15 protein-coding genes are annotated in these 17,431 nt (G+C 40.7%); 8 read left to right on the top strand and 7 right to left on the bottom strand.

What is annotated here, in order from left to right:
* Window positions 1–8: 8 nt before the first annotated feature.
* From ftsA to K333_RS0106310, 3 genes are read left to right on the top strand one after another with little or no spacing between them, the layout of a single operon-like run.
* Window positions 9–1,454 carry a cell division protein FtsA gene (gene ftsA / locus K333_RS0106320; protein WP_024989815.1) on the top strand — a complete coding sequence of 482 codons (1,446 nt, stop codon included), beginning with the start codon at window positions 9–11 and terminating at the stop codon, window positions 1,452–1,454.
* Between the two features lie 41 nt (window positions 1,455–1,495).
* Window positions 1,496–2,812, top strand: a complete 1,317-nt coding sequence (ftsZ, locus tag K333_RS0106315) for a cell division protein FtsZ (RefSeq protein WP_024989814.1) — start codon at window positions 1,496–1,498, stop codon at window positions 2,810–2,812.
* 18 nt (window positions 2,813–2,830) lie between these two features.
* Window positions 2,831–3,280: a GatB/YqeY domain-containing protein gene (locus K333_RS0106310; protein WP_024989813.1), complete on the top strand. Its 450-nt coding sequence runs from the start codon at window positions 2,831–2,833 to the stop codon at window positions 3,278–3,280.
* Here K333_RS0106310 and recO read toward each other — a convergent pair.
* The gene (gene recO / locus K333_RS0106305; protein ID WP_024989812.1) at window positions 3,277–4,002 is read right to left on the bottom strand and encodes a DNA repair protein RecO; all 726 of its coding nucleotides are present in this window, start codon (window positions 4,000–4,002) and stop codon (window positions 3,277–3,279) included. The two genes, K333_RS0106310 and recO, sit on opposite strands and share 4 nt — an antisense overlap.
* A 202-nt stretch (window positions 4,003–4,204) precedes the next feature.
* Between recO and rpsT the strand changes: the two genes are divergently transcribed.
* The 4 genes from rpsT to K333_RS0106285 all read left to right on the top strand — a co-directional run bounded on the left by rpsT (window position 4,205) and on the right by K333_RS0106285 (window position 8,517).
* Window positions 4,205–4,459 carry a 30S ribosomal protein S20 gene (gene rpsT / locus K333_RS0106300; protein ID WP_024989811.1) on the top strand — a complete coding sequence of 85 codons (255 nt, stop codon included), beginning with the start codon at window positions 4,205–4,207 and terminating at the stop codon, window positions 4,457–4,459.
* Window positions 4,460–4,601: 142 nt separating this feature from the next.
* Entirely contained in the window at window positions 4,602–6,575 is a 1,974-nt protein-coding gene (gene gyrB / locus K333_RS0106295; RefSeq protein WP_024989810.1) for a DNA topoisomerase (ATP-hydrolyzing) subunit B, read from the top strand.
* Between the two features lie 76 nt (window positions 6,576–6,651).
* A complete protein-coding gene (locus K333_RS0106290; RefSeq protein ID WP_024989809.1) occupies window positions 6,652–7,572 on the top strand; it encodes an alpha-L-rhamnosidase N-terminal domain-containing protein in 921 nt (306 codons plus the stop codon).
* Between the two features lie 60 nt (window positions 7,573–7,632).
* Window positions 7,633–8,517 carry a helix-turn-helix domain-containing protein gene (locus tag K333_RS0106285; RefSeq protein WP_027452469.1) on the top strand — a complete coding sequence of 295 codons (885 nt, stop codon included), beginning with the start codon at window positions 7,633–7,635 and terminating at the stop codon, window positions 8,515–8,517.
* Window positions 8,518–8,521: 4 nt separating this feature from the next.
* On the opposite strand, the gene K333_RS0106280 is transcribed toward K333_RS0106285, so the two are convergent.
* The 3 genes from K333_RS0106280 to gpmI are packed head-to-tail and all read right to left on the bottom strand — an operon-like array spanning window position 8,522 to window position 11,318.
* A complete protein-coding gene (locus K333_RS0106280) occupies window positions 8,522–9,124 on the bottom strand; it encodes a DUF3109 family protein (RefSeq protein WP_024989807.1) in 603 nt (200 codons plus the stop codon).
* Window positions 9,125–9,127: 3 nt separating this feature from the next.
* Window positions 9,128–9,793 carry a uracil-DNA glycosylase gene (gene ung / locus K333_RS0106275; RefSeq protein ID WP_024989806.1) on the bottom strand — a complete coding sequence of 222 codons (666 nt, stop codon included), beginning with the start codon at window positions 9,791–9,793 and terminating at the stop codon, window positions 9,128–9,130.
* A gap of 1 nt (window position 9,794) precedes the next feature.
* On the bottom strand, window positions 9,795–11,318 hold the full coding sequence (gene gpmI / locus K333_RS0106270; RefSeq protein WP_024989805.1) for a 2,3-bisphosphoglycerate-independent phosphoglycerate mutase: 1,524 nt from the start codon (window positions 11,316–11,318) through the stop codon (window positions 9,795–9,797).
* Between the two features lie 149 nt (window positions 11,319–11,467).
* Between gpmI and K333_RS0106265 the strand changes: the two genes are divergently transcribed.
* On the top strand, window positions 11,468–13,813 hold the full coding sequence (locus tag K333_RS0106265; protein WP_024989804.1) for a beta-glucosidase: 2,346 nt from the start codon (window positions 11,468–11,470) through the stop codon (window positions 13,811–13,813).
* A gap of 104 nt (window positions 13,814–13,917) precedes the next feature.
* Here the strand turns inward: K333_RS0106265 and K333_RS0106260 are convergent, their stop codons facing one another.
* From K333_RS0106260 to K333_RS0106250, 3 genes are read right to left on the bottom strand one after another with little or no spacing between them, the layout of a single operon-like run.
* Window positions 13,918–14,883, bottom strand: coding sequence for a glycoside hydrolase family 43 protein (locus K333_RS0106260; RefSeq protein ID WP_024989803.1), 966 nt, complete (start codon window positions 14,881–14,883; stop codon window positions 13,918–13,920).
* A complete protein-coding gene (locus K333_RS0106255; RefSeq protein WP_024989802.1) occupies window positions 14,883–16,001 on the bottom strand; it encodes an endo-1,4-beta-xylanase in 1,119 nt (372 codons plus the stop codon). Before K333_RS0106255 ends, K333_RS0106260 begins: the two co-directional genes overlap by 1 nt.
* A 22-nt stretch (window positions 16,002–16,023) precedes the next feature.
* Window positions 16,024–17,421 (bottom strand): MFS transporter, encoded by a 1,398-nt coding sequence (locus K333_RS0106250; RefSeq protein ID WP_027452468.1) that lies wholly within the window; start codon window positions 17,419–17,421, stop codon window positions 16,024–16,026.
* Window positions 17,422–17,431: the final 10 nt, after the last annotated feature.

The raw sequence follows: 17,431 nt of genomic DNA, 5'->3' as shown, positions 1-17,431 counted from the left end.
ATAGACGTATGCCAAAAGAATTTATTGTAGCCATAGAGCTTGGTTCATCTAAAATGACCGGAATCGCAGGTCAGAAGAATCTTGATGGTAGTATCTCGGTATTATCCATCGTCGAAGAGGACTCTACGTCTTGTATTCGCAAGGGTGTTGTCTACAACATTGAGAAAACGGGACAGTGCTTAACAAGTATCATGCAAAAGTTGAAAAACAACTTGAAGCAGGATATCACACACGTTTATGTCGGTGTTGGAGGTCAATCTATTCGCAGTGTCAAAAACGTAATCGTCAAGGATTTACCTTCTGCTACACAAGTCACTCAAGAGATGGTAAACGAACTGATGGATGCTAATAGAAACATGTCATATCCCGACTTGGAGATATTAGATGCAGCAACCCAGGAATACAAACTTGATAACCAATTTCAGTTAGATCCTGTCGGTATCCAATGCACCCACTTAGAAGGTAACTTCCTCAACATCTTATGGCGCAAGAATTTCTATAGAAACCTAAATACATGTTTCGACAATGCAGGTATCGCAATAGCAGAAATGTATCTTGCTCCTTTGGCACTAGCTGACAGTACACTTACTGATGCAGAAAAAAGATCTGGATGTGTACTTATAGACCTTGGTGCGGACACGACCACAGTATCTGTATATTATAAGAACATTCTTCGTCATCTTGCAGTAATTCCATTAGGAGGAAGTAACATAACAAAAGATATTGCTTCTTTGCAAATGGAAGATAGCGATGCTGAAAAGATGAAAATAAAATATGCGAGTGCATTTACCGAGAATAATGAAATCGACAACACACTCTCCTATTCTATTGATGCAGACCGACAAATCGAGAGCAGAAAGTTTATTGAGATTGTAGAAGGTAGAGTCGAGGAAATCATCGAAAATGCATGGTTCCAAGTTCCAAATGAATATGCAGACAAACTCTTAGGCGGTATTATTCTTACGGGTGGTGGAAGTAATATGCCAAATATTGAAAAGGCATTCCGCAGCCACACTCACATAGAGAAAATTCGCATCGCAAAGTTTGTAACACAGGCTATCAATTCTAAAGATCCTAAAATTACAGAGCATGATGGTAAACTGAATACCATCCTCGGACTTCTTGCAAAAGGTGATATGAACTGTGCTGGAGGTGAGTTACACGATGACTTGTTTACACAGAGTGAACAAAAGCCTACAACGACTGCAGATATTCACCAAAAGCCAAGAGACCTCAAAGAGACAACGGGTACTGGAGTTGTCATGACTGCCGCAGAAAAACAAAAAGCGGAAGAAGAGGCAAGAAAGAAGAAGGAAGAAGAGGAGGAAATTGCAAGAGTTGAAGCTGAGAAACTCGAAATGGAAGAAGCTGCCAGAAGAAAAGAAAATAGTATCTTGAATAAATGTTGGAGACATATCAAGAAACTTGGTAAAGACATGATTTCAGAAGAATAAAATTCTCCACCTCACATTATTAATATATAAAAATTACAACTATGTCAGATATATTAGACTTCGGAGAACCTGAAAAGGAAAACAGCATCATCAAAGTTATTGGTGTTGGTGGTGGTGGTGGAAACGCTGTCAACCACATGTATCGTGAAGGAATCCATGACGTCAGTTTCGTGCTCTGTAATACCGACAATCAGGCATTAAACGATTCTCCTGTTCCTGTTCACCTTCAATTAGGTAAAGAAGGATTAGGTGCTGGAAATAAACCTGCAAGAGCACGACAGGCAGCTGAGGAAACCCTTGATGACATCAAAGGAATGCTCAACGACGGAACTAAAATGGCCTTTATCACTGCTGGTATGGGTGGCGGTACCGGAACAGGAGCTGCTCCTGTCATCGCAAGAGTCAGCAAGGAACTAGGCATACTAACTGTTGGTATTGTAACGATTCCTTTCCGTTTCGAAGGAGATCGTAAAATTGACCAAGCTCTAGACGGTGTTGAGGAGATGGCCAAGCATGTGGACGCCCTCTTGGTTATCAACAATGAGAGACTACGTGAGATCTATCCAGAATTATCTGTACTTAACGCTTTTGCAAAGGCTGACGACACACTAAGTATTGCAGCAAAGAGTATCGCGGAAATCATTACGACACACGGACTCATCAACCTTGACTTTAACGATGTTAAAACAGTCTTAAAGGATGGTGGCGTAGCTATTATGAGTACCGGATACGGTGAAGGCGAAGGCAGAGTAAAACAAGCTATAGAAGATGCATTGAACTCTCCTCTACTCAACGACAACGACATCTACAACTCTAGGAAGATACTTCTTAGTATTGCTTTTTCTAGCGAGAATGGTGGCGACAATGGCTTGATGATGGATGAAATGAACGACGTAAACGACTTCATGTCTAAATTCGGAAGTGATTTCGAAATCAAATGGGGTATCGCCATAGATCCTGAACTTGACAAGAAAGTTAAAGTAACCATCTTGGCAACAGGTTTCGGTATAGAAAACGTAGATGGTATGAACAACCATCTTGGCAAGAAACATACACAGGAAGAAGCTAATAGAATTGCAGAAGAGGAAGAGAAGGCTGCAGAAAGACAAGATCGACGCAACCGTTACTATGGTAAGGACAATAGCAATACACAATATAAGAGACGTCCACATATTTTCTTGTTTAGACCAGAAGACTTGGATAATGAGGATGTGATACTTGCTGTTGAGAGCACACCTACCTACAAGAGAACACGTCAGATGCTTGATGATATTAGAAATCTGGCACAAGGTGACATCCCAGAAAACGATAAAAAAGACAAACAGGAACCTGTACAAGGTATCATCAGTTTTGCCTAAATTATAAAATAAATAATAATGGCACTTTTTGATAAAATCAACGAAGACATTAAGGCTGCAATGAAAGCCAGAGATAAAGTTCGTCTCGAAACATTGCGTAATATAAAGAAGGTATTCCTTGAGGCCAAAACAGCCCCCGGCTCTGATGGAGAACTAAGTGACGACGCTGCACTCAAGATTATCCAAAAGTTGGCCAAACAAGGTAAGGAAACTGCTGAGACGTATACCAACAACAATCGTCAGGATCTTGCCGACGAAGAATTGGCACAGGTCAAAGTACTGGAAGAGTATCTTCCGAAACAACTTACCGAATCAGAAATTGAAGCCATCGTGAAAGAGATTATCACTGAAACAAAAGCTTCTAGTATGAAAGAGATGGGTAAAGTGATGGGAATAGCTTCTAAGAAAATGGCTGGCCAGGCTGATGGTAAAATAATCTCTGGCATCGTCAAGAAGTTATTATCTTAAACAAAAAGCTCCTTCAATACCGAGAAAGACTTAAGTTCCGGGAAACTAGGAACATGTAAACGATAAAAGAACAAGATTGCCTCTGCACATTTGTTTCGCTCTATTCGAGACATTTTGCAGAGGCACATTGTTTCGTAAGACATCCTCATCAGAAGCATTAACATCTTAGAATCCTCTGTATTAAGATAATCTACATGCAAAGGAACATAAGGAACAAACTGTCCTTCACGCAGATCAAAGACATATCCCTTCTGGTAATCTTCAAGATTAGGATAAAAGCCCAAGAACTTAGAAAGATGAGCCATGAAAATCAGATGAAAGTTAGAGAACGTTTCCTTTGTCTCATCTAACCATAATATACTATTTAATATAAATAAGAATAAAGACGGATTATTCTGTTCATTCCGAGTACTATAAAGCAAGAACTCTGCAATAAACAAAGATAGTGACAACTTAAAAGGATCAAACGGTATTCCTAAGAAAGGAATAGCAATCCTAACATCTTTGAACCGCTGAAGATTTTGCTGAGCCCTATAATCAAACTCTATATCCAAGATAGAAAGAGGTTGAAAGAACTGTTTTTTAATTTTAGCTTTGGAAGAAGAAGGAATACGACAAATGAAAGACAGTCTACCCATCTTTTCTGTGAATAAATCAACAATCATTTGATTATCACCAAACTTCAAAGAATGCAAGACTATGGCCCTAGATTTTGTCAACATATCCGCAAAGATACAAAAAAATGGCAGATTATAGAAAATTTTTCGAAGAAAATTTGCAGGATTAAAATAAATGTCGTAACTTTGCACCCGCAAAAAGACCTCAAGGTCCCTTCGTCTATCGGTTAGGACGAGAGATTTTCATTCTCTAAAGAGCAGTTCGACTCTGCTAGGGACTACAAGAAAATAAAAATAAGAAATAAAGATGGCAAATCATTCATCAAACATTAAGAGAATCCGTCAGGACAAGAAGAAGGCTTTGCACAACAAATATTATGCAAAGACTATGCGTAATGCTGTTCGCAAGCTTCGCGCAACAACTGACAAGGATGAAGCTGTTAAGCTATACCCTACAGTTCAGAAGCTTTTGGATAAGTTGGCAAAGACCAACATCATTCACAGCAACAAAGCTGCTAACTTGAAGTCAAGTTTAGCTCTACATATCAACAAACTCGGCTAATAAGTCGAATTATTGTAGATAAAATAAGGCTGAAATTCAATATGAATTTCAGCCTTATTTTTTTTACATTTTTAGTATCTAAATATTTTAATATTTCGCTCTTTTTTAGTATCTTTGCACGAAACAATACTAATCAATACAAATGGCAGAAAATCAAAATAACGAGAACAATTACTCAGCCAGTAATATCCAAGTTCTCGAGGGACTTGAAGCTGTACGCAAACGTCCTGCAATGTACATTGGCGACATCTCAGAGAAGGGTCTACACCATCTTATCAATGAAACTGTAGATAACTCTATCGATGAGGCCATGGCAGGATATTGTAAGAACGTTGAGATTACTCTTAACGAGGATGGTTCTGTAACTGTCGAGGATGACGGTCGCGGTATTCCTGTTGATGAGCATAAAAAACTACATAAATCAGCACTTGAAGTTGTAATGACCGTATTACACGCAGGTGGTAAATTTGATAAAGGTTCATATAAAGTTTCCGGAGGTCTTCACGGTGTCGGCGTAAGTTGTGTAAACGCCCTTTCTACACACATGAAATCACAAGTATTCCGCGATGGAAAGATTTACCAACAGGAATACGAGAAGGGAAAGCCTCTTTATCCAGTAAAGGTTGTTGGAACAACCGACAAGCGTGGTACACGTCAACAATTCTGGCCAGACGGAACAATTTTCACAACTACAACATACAAATGGGATATTGTGGCAAGCCGAATGAGAGAACTTGCATATCTTAATGCAGGTATTCGAATTACGCTTACCGATATGCGTCCTGATCCAGAAACAGGAAAGACCCGTCAGGAAGTATTTCACGCAAAAGATGGTCTGAAGGAATTTGTTCGTTATGTAGATCGCCATCGTACTCATCTTTTCGATGATGTCATCTATTTAAAGACCGAGAAGCAAGGAGTTCCTATCGAAGTCGCTGTAATGTATAATACAGACTATAGCGAAAACATACATTCATACGTAAACAACATCAACACCATCGAAGGTGGTACCCACCTTACAGGATTCCGTGCAGCCTTAACCCGCGTGCTAAAGAACTATGCGGACAACGACGCTGCTATTTCAAAACAGATTGAGAAAGCAAAAATAGAAGTTGCCGGTGAGGATTTCCGTGAGGGACTTACCGCAGTAATATCAATAAAAGTCGCAGAACCACAATTCGAAGGTCAAACCAAAACAAAACTTGGTAACAGCGAAGTTGCAGGTGCCGTACAACAAGCAGTTGGCGAAGCCCTTTCTGACTATCTAGAAGAACATCCTTCCGAGGCTAAAAAGATCTGTGAAAAGGTTATTCTTGCAGCCACAGCACGTATTGCAGCACGCAAAGCAAGAGAAAGCGTACAGCGCAAGAGCGTTATGAGCGGAGGTGGACTTCCTGGAAAACTAGCAGATTGCTCTAACAAAGATCCAAAAGATTGTGAGATCTTCCTTGTCGAGGGTGATTCCGCAGGTGGATCAGCAAAACAAGGACGCGACAGATACACCCAAGCAATTCTTCCACTTCGTGGTAAGATCCTGAACGTAGAAAAAGTACAATGGCATAGAGTCTTCGAAGCAGAATCTGTCATGAACATCATCCAAAGTATTGGTGTACGTTTCGGAGTTGAAGGAGAAGACGACCGCGAAGCAAATATCGACAAACTGAGATACGACAAGATCATCATCATGACCGATGCCGATGTCGATGGTTCTCACATCGACACACTGATAATGACACTTTTCTATCGCTTTATGCCAAAAGTTATCGAAGAAGGTCACCTATACATCGCTACTCCACCACTCTACAAATGTTCTTTCAAGAATAAAGTGAGCGAGTATTGCTATACAGAACAACAGCGCCAAGCCTTCTTGGACAAATACGGAGAAGGAGTTGAAGACAAGAACATCCACACACAACGCTACAAAGGTTTGGGTGAGATGAATCCGGAACAACTTTGGGAAACAACAATGGACCCTAAGACACGTCTACTCAAGCAAGTTACTATAGAGAATGCAGCCGATGCAGATGAAATTTTCTCTATGCTTATGGGAGATGACGTAGAACCACGTCGCGAATTCATTGAACAGAATGCTACTTATGCCAATATCGACGCATAATAAATAACATATCAATTGGGGCGGGCTTATTTCTTATATGCCCGCCCCAATTTCATTAAACTAGGACACCTCATTCATGAGAATATCTACCTTTATCATATTCTTATTCTATTTCATCAATATACACGCAACAGAGTTTGGCACCCATTGGATGTGCTATCCAGAGCCCGATGACAGTTCTCAGATATGGTTTAGACAAACTTTTCATAGTAATCAGAAACCGAAGATCGGAAGAATAGCATTAGCATCAACAGGAAGATGCCAACTCTATGTCAATGGACGAAGAGTAGGTAGAGAAGTCTATACCAGTAACGAAGAAAAAGATTCAATGTGTATCATTGAAAAGAACTATGATATAACGAACATACTACGTAAAGACTCCAATACGATCGCCATTTGGTATTCACCAGGAACAAAGAGAAACACTGACAAACAGATTTCTCTCTACTATTATGGCATAGATGCCAAAGGCAACAAATTCTCCCACCCCCTAAACGGAAACTGGTATTGTAGAATATCTCCGGGAATAACAGGAAAAGACAACTCAGAATCATTCCGATCCATAGGATACTTCCCAAGATGGAAATATAACACTGTAAGCCTATTAGGATGGGAACATCCTATAGAATCCTCAGACACGACATTATATTCCCTTAGAAGCAAAATAACACCTATCACAAAGCAAAAGATTACACATATATACTATCCTGAGCAAATATATAAAGAAGGAAATCAATACAGATGCCACTTTGTCAAGCCATTTTGGGGATGGATAAGATTAACCATACGCGATGCGAAAGTAGGACAGATTGTCAACATTGGCAATTACACATATATCTGTAATGGAAGCATGGACGAACAAGCCTGTAGAAGATTCACTAAAGACTATCAGCAAGATATCATCATCAGTGGAGATGAAAGGTTCAGAAAACTATCTATACAAAATATAGAAGGACTTGAGATAGAAGAGCAAACAGAAGACTTTTTCACATATTAACTGTTTACTTCTCCGTAATATAAAAAGAAATATATACCTTTGCCTTCAAAAGAGGAAAATATGAGTAAGCATAACTTAGAAGAAATTACAGTTAAATCAGCCAAAGAATTATATTCTAAAGGAGACTATATCAAAGACGACCTTCTACTTTTCGATGAAGTAGCAGACGTTCCCTTACCAAGTGAGCCAAGGAAAATGAGTTGCTTGCTTATGGCATTATGCATAAACGGAACCGCCCAATACACCGTGGACACGGTAGAACACAAAGTCAATGCTGGAGACCTCATCATTATCAGCGAAGGACAAGTTATTGACGACTTCATGCTAAGTGATGATTGCAGAGGTATTGCCATCATGGTTTCTTATGACTTCTTCAGAGAAGTAATCGCCGGAATCCATGAACTTTCCTCATTATTTATATTTTCACGCAACCATCCAGTATGCAACCTATTGAATGAAGAAGTTTCCAACATTGTAAACTACTTCAAACTTATCAAATCAAAGGTACAGGAAGTTAATCATCACTTCAGAAAGGACGTCGTTAGAATGCTACTTTCCACTATGATCTACGATGTGAGCAACGCGATATATAGAATTCAGAACACAAGCACCCAACGTAGGACCAGGGCTGAATCTATATTTACAGAATTCATTAAACTCGTAGAAAACAATTTCAGAAACGAGAGACGAGTCGGATGGTATAGTCAGCAACTATGCATTACCCCTAAGTACCTCTCAGAGACCATCAAAGCTGTCAGTCATCGCACACCAAATGAATGGATAGACAACTATGTGACCTTAGAGATCAGAATCTTATTAAAGAACTCATCCAAGAGTATTAAGGAAATTGCACAAGATCTACATTTTCCAAATCAAAGTTTTCTTGGAAAATACTTCAAGGAACACGTAGGAATGTCACCGTCCAAATACAGATTACTCGAATAATCAATCAGATCAAGCCCTGCTCTTTCAATTGATCAGCGACCTCACAGAGTTCATCATACCACTCCTTACCAAAGCGTCTGATCAGAGGATCTTTAAGGAACTGATAAAGAGGAAGATTAAGTTCTTTACCCTTTATTCGTGCCGTTTTACAAACACCCCACTTATTATAATTGATACCAAACAGATTATTACCGAAACTCTTTACACGAATAGGATAAAGAGCACAAGAGATAGGTTTAGGCCATTTAGTTTTACCATTTCGATAAGCACGATCAAGAGCACAAAGGCAAATACCATTCTCGTAACAAGTAAACACACAGTCTTTACCATTTACGATACTGCTAACCAGTTCACCTTCCCTATCGGTATAAGCAACACCCTGTTTATCTATCACAGCCTGTGCAGAGGCACTTAGATCTTCCCAAACCGTATCGAGTACATTTTCCATCTCACCGATTTCATCCAGCGTCACAGGAGCACCAGCATCGCCTTCCACACAACACTGTCCCTTACACAACTCCAGATCACAACAAAATTTTTCAGTAAAGACATCAGGTGAAACCAAAACATTTCCCACCTGAAGAATATGCAACTCGTTAGAACTCATTTTTTACCATTTAATAGGTTTGATACCATTGTTTTGAAGATAATCATTACAACGAGAAAAATGATGATTACCAAACCATCCACCTCTATTAGCAGATAAAGGAGAAGGATGAACAGACTCCAAGACCAAATGCTTCGTCTGATCAATCAAATACTTTTTTCCTCGTGCATAGCCACCCCAAAGCATGAAGACCAGATGTTCTCTGCAATCACTCAACGCCTTAATAGCAGCATCCGTAAAAGTTGTCCAACCCAATTTCTGATGACTGTTGGCGACATGTGCTCTTACGGTCAATGTAGCATTTAGCAGCAACACACCTTGTTCTGCCCAATGCGTAAGATCTCCGCTTGGAGAAACAGGAATACCCAAGTCCTGCTCTATTTCCTTATAAATATTAACAAGCGAAGGAGGAATCTGAACACCCTTAGGAACAGAAAAGCTCAATCCCATGGCCTGTCCCGGTTCATGATATGGATCTTGTCCAATGATAACCACCTTCACTTGTTCAAAGGGACAAAGATTGAAAGCATTGAAGATGAGACGTCCCGGAGGATAACAAGGATAATGCTTATACTCCTCACGTACTGCAGAAGTAAGAGCAGAAAAATAAGGTTTTTCAAACTCCCCTTTCAAATGTTCATTCCAACTACTTTCAATCTTTACGTTCATATTACTTATTATCAGAGATAAGATTTTCACCAGTCATATCAGCAGGCTGCTCAAGACCCATAATATGGAGAATTGAAGGAGCGACATCAGCAAGACGACCATCCTTAACAGTAGCTGAGTTATTATCTGTTACATAAATGAAAGGAACAGGGTTCAAAGAATGAGCCGTATTAGGAGTTCCATCTTCATTGATCGCATTATCAGCATTACCATGATCGGCGATGATGATAGCCTCATAGTCATTAGCCTTAGCAGCCTCGATAACCTCTTTCACACAATTATCAACAGCCCAAACAGCTTTAGCGATGGCATTATAGATACCGGTATGACCTACCATATCACCATTTGCGAAGTTTACAACGATAAAATCATACTTATCCTCATTGATAGCAGCAACGAGTTTATCTTTTACCTCAAAGGCACTCATCTCAGGTTTCAAGTCATAAGTAGCAACCTTTGGAGAAGGAACCAATATACGATCCTCACCCTCATAAGGAGCCTCGCGACCACCGTTAAAGAAGAATGTTACGTGAGCATATTTCTCAGTTTCTGCAGTATGCAACTGCTTCTTACCCAACTTAGAAAGATATTCACCCAAAGTATCCTGTACGTTTTCTTTAGGGAAGAGGACATGAACATCCTTAAAGTTTGGATCATAAGGAGTCATACAATAGTACTTCAAATCCTTAACAGTATTCATACCTTCCTCCGGCATATCCTGCTGAGTAAGAACCTGAGTGATCTCCTTAGCACGGTCGTTACGATAATTGATGAAGATAACAACGTCACCCTCTTCGATAGTACCGTTTACCTTACTATTATTGATAGCCTTGACAAACTCATCTGTTACACCTTCATCATAACTTTCCTGCATGGCCTTAACCATATCCTCAGCCTGCTTACCTTCACCCTTAACGAGCAAATCATAAGCCTCTTTCACACGATTCCATCGCTTATCACGATCCATTGCATAGAAACGACCGATAATGCTAGCGATATGAGCACCATTCTTATCACAGCACTGCTGTACCTGCTCGATAAATCCCTTACCGCTCTTAGGGTCAGTATCACGTCCATCCATAAAACAGTGTACATACACATCCTTCAGATTGTATTCCTTACCAATCTCAATCATTTTGAACAAATGATTCAGAGAAGAATGCACACCACCAGTAGAGGTAAGACCCATCAAGTGAAGTTTTTTACCCGTCTTCTGAGCATAGCTATATGCATCAATAACCTGCTGATTCTTTAGAATATCACCACTTTCACAAGCCTTGTTAATCTTAACAAGATCCTGATAAACAATACGTCCAGCACCAATATTCAAGTGACCTACCTCAGAGTTTCCCATCTGACCTGCAGGAAGACCAACATCTTCACCAGAGGTCTGAAGCTTTGAATGTGCAGAAACTGCTGTTAAATAATCGAGGTAAGGAGTTGGTGTATTATAGATTACATCACCTTTACCATGCTTACCGATTCCCCATCCATCGAGAATCATCAATAAAGCTTTCTTTGCCATAACTTAAATATACCTATTTAATAAATATTTCCTAGTCTGCAAAGATACTGTAATTACACGAAATGACAAAGAAAAAAACAAAACGATTTTAACTTTTAGATTATTTATTGTATATTTGCAACGAATAAACAACAAAATTATCCTATCAAATGAAACACAGAAAACTTAGTCTTACCTTAGCCGTAGGACTTCTATCAACTACAATGACAGCACAAAAAGCACTACAACTTAACAAGAAAAATATCGATGAAGTCATTGCCGCTATGACATTAGAAGAGAAGGCACAACTTCTCGTTGGTGTTGGGCATCAGGATTTCGTAGGTTCTGGAGCTATGCTCGGACAACATTCACGCCTTGTTGCCGGTGCAGCCGGACAGACAGCAGAAATCTCACGCCTCGGCATCCCTGCAACAGTCGTTGCAGATGGTCCTGCAGGTGTTCACATAAATCCTACCCGACCAGGAACAAATCAAACATTTTATGCAACAGGTTTCCCTATCGGTACATGTTTGGCATCTACTTGGAACACTGATTTGGTTTATCATGTAGGAAAAGCCATAGGAAACGAGACTTTGGAATATGGCATCGATGTTATCCTGGGTCCTGGTATGAACTTACACCGCAGTCCGCTCTGTGGACGCAACTTCGAATATTATAGTGAAGATCCTATTGTCACAGGTCTCATTGGTTCTGCCATGGTAAAAGGTATCCAAAGCCAAGGCGTTGGAGTTAGTGCAAAACACTTTGCTGCCAACTCACAAGAAAGTGACCGTACCCGTGTCGATGAGCGCATCTCTCAGCGTGCACTCCGTGAATTATATCTCAAAGGATTCGAGATCATGGTTCGCGACAGCAAGCCTTGGACCTTGATGTCATCTTACAACAAGATTAATGGTACATATACCCAAGGCAGCAAAGACTTGCTCACCAACATCCTTCGTAAAGACTGGGGGTACAAAGGTATCGTCATGACCGACTGGATCGGTGAACGTGCAGATCTCCCTGTAGAGACAGAAGTAGAAGCTGGCAACGACCTCATGATGCCAGGATATGCAGATCAGGCAAAGCACATCGTAGAAGCAGTCAAAGCTGGTCGCCTCGACATAAAGGATGTTGACCGCAACATCAAGAATATGCTTGAGTACATTCTCAAGACTCCTCGTTACAAGAAATACAAATACACCAACCAACCAGACCTGAAGGCACACGCACAGATCACACGTCAGGCTTCAACAGAAGGTATGGTTCTCCTAAAGAACGATAACAACGTTCTTCCTGTCAAGAACATGAAGAAAGTTGCCCTATTCGGTGTTAACTCATACGATTTTCTCAGCGGTGGTCTTGGTTCCGGTTGCGTCAATGTCCCTTATGTTGTCGACATGGTTCATGGACTACAGAATGCAGGTATTGCGACAACCAAACAGCTCACCGAGATTTACGAGAACTACGTAAAATATGCCAAGGCTAAGCTACAGGCAGACAAGAATCCAGAGATGTGGTTCTTGGATCAGGGACAGCCAAAGCTCGACGAGATCGAGATTACTCAGCGCTGTGTAGAGCACGAAGTTGGTGATGCCGACGCAGCCATCATCACGATAGCTCGTCAGGCAGGTGAAGGAATGGACCGTTCCATCGAAGGAGAGTTCAACCTTACAGATCATGAGAAAGCCATGATTTCTCGTGTCAGCGATGTTTTCCATGCCAACAACAAACCCGTTATTGTCATCATCAACTCTGGTAGTGTCATGGAGACAGCCTCTTGGCGTGACCGTGTTGATGCCATTCTCGTTGCATGGCAGCCAGGTGAAGAAGGTGGTAATAGTGTAGCCGATGTTCTTATCGGTAAGGCAAACCCTTCAGGCCACCTCACCAGCACATGGCCTATCAGCGCTGCAGATGTTCCTTCTACCAAGAATTTCCCACAACAGCCAGCTTACTATAACCTATCCGACAAACTCTATAGCAACAACATGAAAGGTGTCAACTACACAAACCACGAAGAAGATATCTACGTAGGCTATCGCTATTTCGATACCTTCAACAAAAAGGTTGCTTATCCATTTGGTTATGGTCTTAGTTACACCACCTTCGAATTCGGTAAACCTTCAGTATCTCTGAATGGTGACAAGATTACAGTTACAGTTTCTGTCAAGAACATAGGAAAGGTTGCAGGCAAACAGGTTGCTCAGGTTTATGTAAAGGCTCCTAAGGGTGCTTATGAGAAACCATCTTGCGAGTTGAAAGCCTTTGCTAAGACCAAGAACCTGAAACCTGGTCAGAGCGAAACTTTGAAGATGATCATCGCTAAGCGCGACTTAGCAAGTTTCGACGAAGCCAACAGTCAGTGGAAGGTTGATGCCGGGAAATACGAATTCTGTGTTGGCGACAACGTAGAAAGCATCAAAGGTACAGCCAGTCTTAACTTGTCAGAATACACAGAGAAGACTACCAATTCACTTCCTTTGAACACGAAGATGAATTTACTTCATCAGTAAAATAGATAGATCCTTTCTCTAAAATAAAAAACAGAAGAGGATTTAGCAATATGCTAAATCCTCTTTTTATATGATCTACAGTCTATCCCTAAAAGGATAGGAGATTACTCACTCTTCATGGTAATGATCTTACCATTCTCATCATATTCCAAAGGCATAACCTTTAATGATCTAAGCCATGTTGTATCATTAGAAGGCACACAGTCATGATGGAACAAATACCACTTGCCACCGACCTCAGCAATACTATGATGCGTAGTCCAACCGACAACAGGCTCCAAGATAACACCCTGATAAGTGAAAGGACCATAAGGATTATCACCTATCGCATAGCAAAGCAGATGACTGTCACCGGTAGAATAACTGAAATAATACTTACCATTATACTTATGCATCCAACTAGCCTCGAAGAAACGGTGAGGATCATCAGCAGGCAAAGGTTTGCCGTTCTCATCAAGGATAACCACAGCCTTAGGCATTTCAGCAAACTGCTGAACATCATCAGTCAACTTAGCAACACGAGAAGGTAATGGATCTTCCTTACCTTCAGGCAAATGTTCGCATTTCAAAGCCTTATTATCCTTGTACCACTGCAACTGGCCACCCCAGATACCACCGAAGTAAACATAGATGCTACCATCATCATCCTTGAAGACACAAGGGTCGATACTATATGAGCCACGGATAGGATCTGGATTAGCGATGAAAGGCCCCTCCGGTTTATCAGCAACAGCTACACCGAGATGAAACACACCATTATAATCCTTTGCAGAGAAGATCAGATAATACTTACCGTTTTTCTCAACGACATCATTATCCCACATCTGCTTTTCTGCCCAGGCCACATTCTCCACATCGAGGATCTTGCCACAGTCCTTTACCTCAGCAGTCATAGGATCGCCATCAATGCAAAGAACATGATAGTCTTTCATCTGGAAATGACCACCATCATCATCAAAACACTCACCACTATCCCAGTCATGTGAAGGATAGATGTACAATTTACCATTAAATACATTAGCAGAAGGATCTGCCATGTAATCTTCTGGGAATAAATATCTTGCTTTCATTATTCAAATAATTTAATAATATCCTTAACAACAGGTTTCACCTGATAATTTCTATCGATAAGTAGGCCATAGTTGGTACGACCAGGGATAGGCCAGTCATTCAACCAACTGGTGCCATCATCCACACCCCAGATTGTTACACGTTCGATATCTTTGGCATACTTCTTATAGATTTTGAAGAATGCGAGATATCGCTCATTGAACTGTTTCTGAGCGTTTTTTGTAAGACCTTTCTTATAAGGATCCATCTTCTTCATATAATTCGCATGCTGACTGATTTCTGCGCCCCCGAAATTCTGAGGATTAGGAAGCATATTCAAGTCAAGTTCAGTAAACTGTACTTTCACCCCCTCTTTAGCCAAAGCCTTGATAGAATTTTCATAGTCTGTCAAGTCTGGATAATCTAGGCCATTATGACTTTGCATTCCAACAGCATCAATTCTGCAGCCCTTAGCTTTCAGATTGCGAACCAGTCTACATACAGCCTCACGCTTTTCAGGTTTTGACATTGAATAGTCATTATAGTAGAGTTCTGCATCTGGGTCGGCAGCATGAGCAAACTTAAAAGCCAACTCAAAATATTCAGGACCGATGATTTTATAATAAGGAGTCTCACGATAAGTACCATCATCGTTGAAGGCCTCGTTGATGACATCCCAGCCTTTGATACGGCCCTTATATCTTCCCACGACCTCAGTGATATGATGATACATACGATCGATCAAGACCTCACGACTAACCGTTTTACCCTCTTTATCGACAAACATCCACTTTGGAGCCTGAGAGTGCCACACCAGACAATGTCCTATAACTGTCAGTCCATTCTCCTCACCGAATTTAACGGTTTGATCGGCATCTTTCCAGTCATAAACATTCTCCTCCGGATGAATTTCCTCACCTTTCATACAGTTTTCGGCAACGATAGAATTAAAATTCTTCTTCACCACCTCCGCAGCCTTTGCGTCACGATTCCAAACAGTATTCACGTTTACCGCAGCGCCTATAAGGAAATACTTACCGAGTACATCTTTCATTGTTGGCTGACTTTTCTGAGCCACACCTGCCACAGGAACAAGCATCAGAGAAGCCAGCGCGATGGATAGAATTCTTTTATTCATTTAAACTATATATGTTTATTAATTATTTACGATTCTCGATTTCCTGATTCATCTTATTGATCACCTCATCTGTAAGAGGATACTTATATATAAGATAGCCCACAACAACAAGGAGGATAGCAGGGATAACACATGTAAACCACAAGATAGCCTCCTGCGAAGTAGCAGAATAATCTGCCAACTTAGGATAATAAGCATTCACAGGTGCACTGATGAACGAAGCAAGGAAAACCACCACAAAGATACAAAGCATCAACTGAAGACACTTGTTAGCCTTAAATTCCTGGAACATCTCACCATAAGAAACAGGTTTTTTCGGTGTTGTAGCGATTCTTTCTTTACAACCATTAAAGCAAAGTAACAAGAGGACAAAACCGATAATTGCAAAACAGCAAGTAACGACAAACCACGCATTAGGGTCTGTTTGCAAAGCAGATTGTTCGTTTGCCAAATCGAATCCTACCAATCCCATTGCCAATGGAGTAATCCAACCAGCGATAGAGAAACCAGCCTTGAAGGCGACACCGGCGAGCGCATTAACCGTTGCAGCCGGTCTGTTTCCTGTACGATATTCTGCTTCCGTGATAACCTCCGGAACAAGAGCCCACATCAAAGATCCGACGAGCAGACCCACACCAGTCATCACCTTAGCTGTTTGAACCAAAGTATTACAACTTGCGACATCAGAAACCTTTGGAATGGTATACAAGATCACAAAGCCCAAGAAACCTATAGAAAGAAGCAAATAATACAGTCCCTTCTTTCCGAACACTCTTTTCAAGAATGGCAAAGATGGCAAGATGACAAAGGCAGGGATAGTACCGATAGCCATAAACAAAGCCTGATTCCAATCAATAACAGCCTGAGCAACGATAGCAAGTCCGATAGGGAAACCTGCCTGAACAGTGATCTGACCAATATTAGCACATACCATACGGGTAGATGTAAGTTTAAGTACCTCATCGTTATCACGGGTCATACTTGCCATGATAGAACCATAAGGAATGTTCACTACAGAATAGATCATACTCAGCACCGTATAACTAACTGTTGCATAAATAATCTTCATAGACATAGACCAACTTGCCACCTGAGGAAGCATTAGCAAACATGCAGCAGCAGTAAGCGGGATACCACCGTAGAGAAGATAAGCACGATACTTACCTAATTTAGGGTTACGATTATCAATATATCGTCCGACAATTGGACTCCAGAAACAGTCAAGAAGTCGTACAGCAAGAATGAGTCCACCAACGAAAGCCGGGTTAATCTTCAATACCGTTGTAAGATATAGCATCAAAAAGCATGCTACCGTCTGGAAGATCAAATTCTGTGCAAGGTCACCAGACCCATAACCTATTCTCTGTATCCAATTTAATTTATAGAATCCCTTAGATTCTTTCATTTCATTTGTTTCCATAATATTTGTC

Source organism: Segatella albensis DSM 11370 = JCM 12258 (assembly GCF_000426565.1).
Lineage (GTDB): Bacteria > Bacteroidota > Bacteroidia > Bacteroidales > Bacteroidaceae > Prevotella > Prevotella albensis.
Note: the sequence above shows the minus strand (reverse complement) of the source record. Positions and strands in the feature narration are given on the sequence as shown.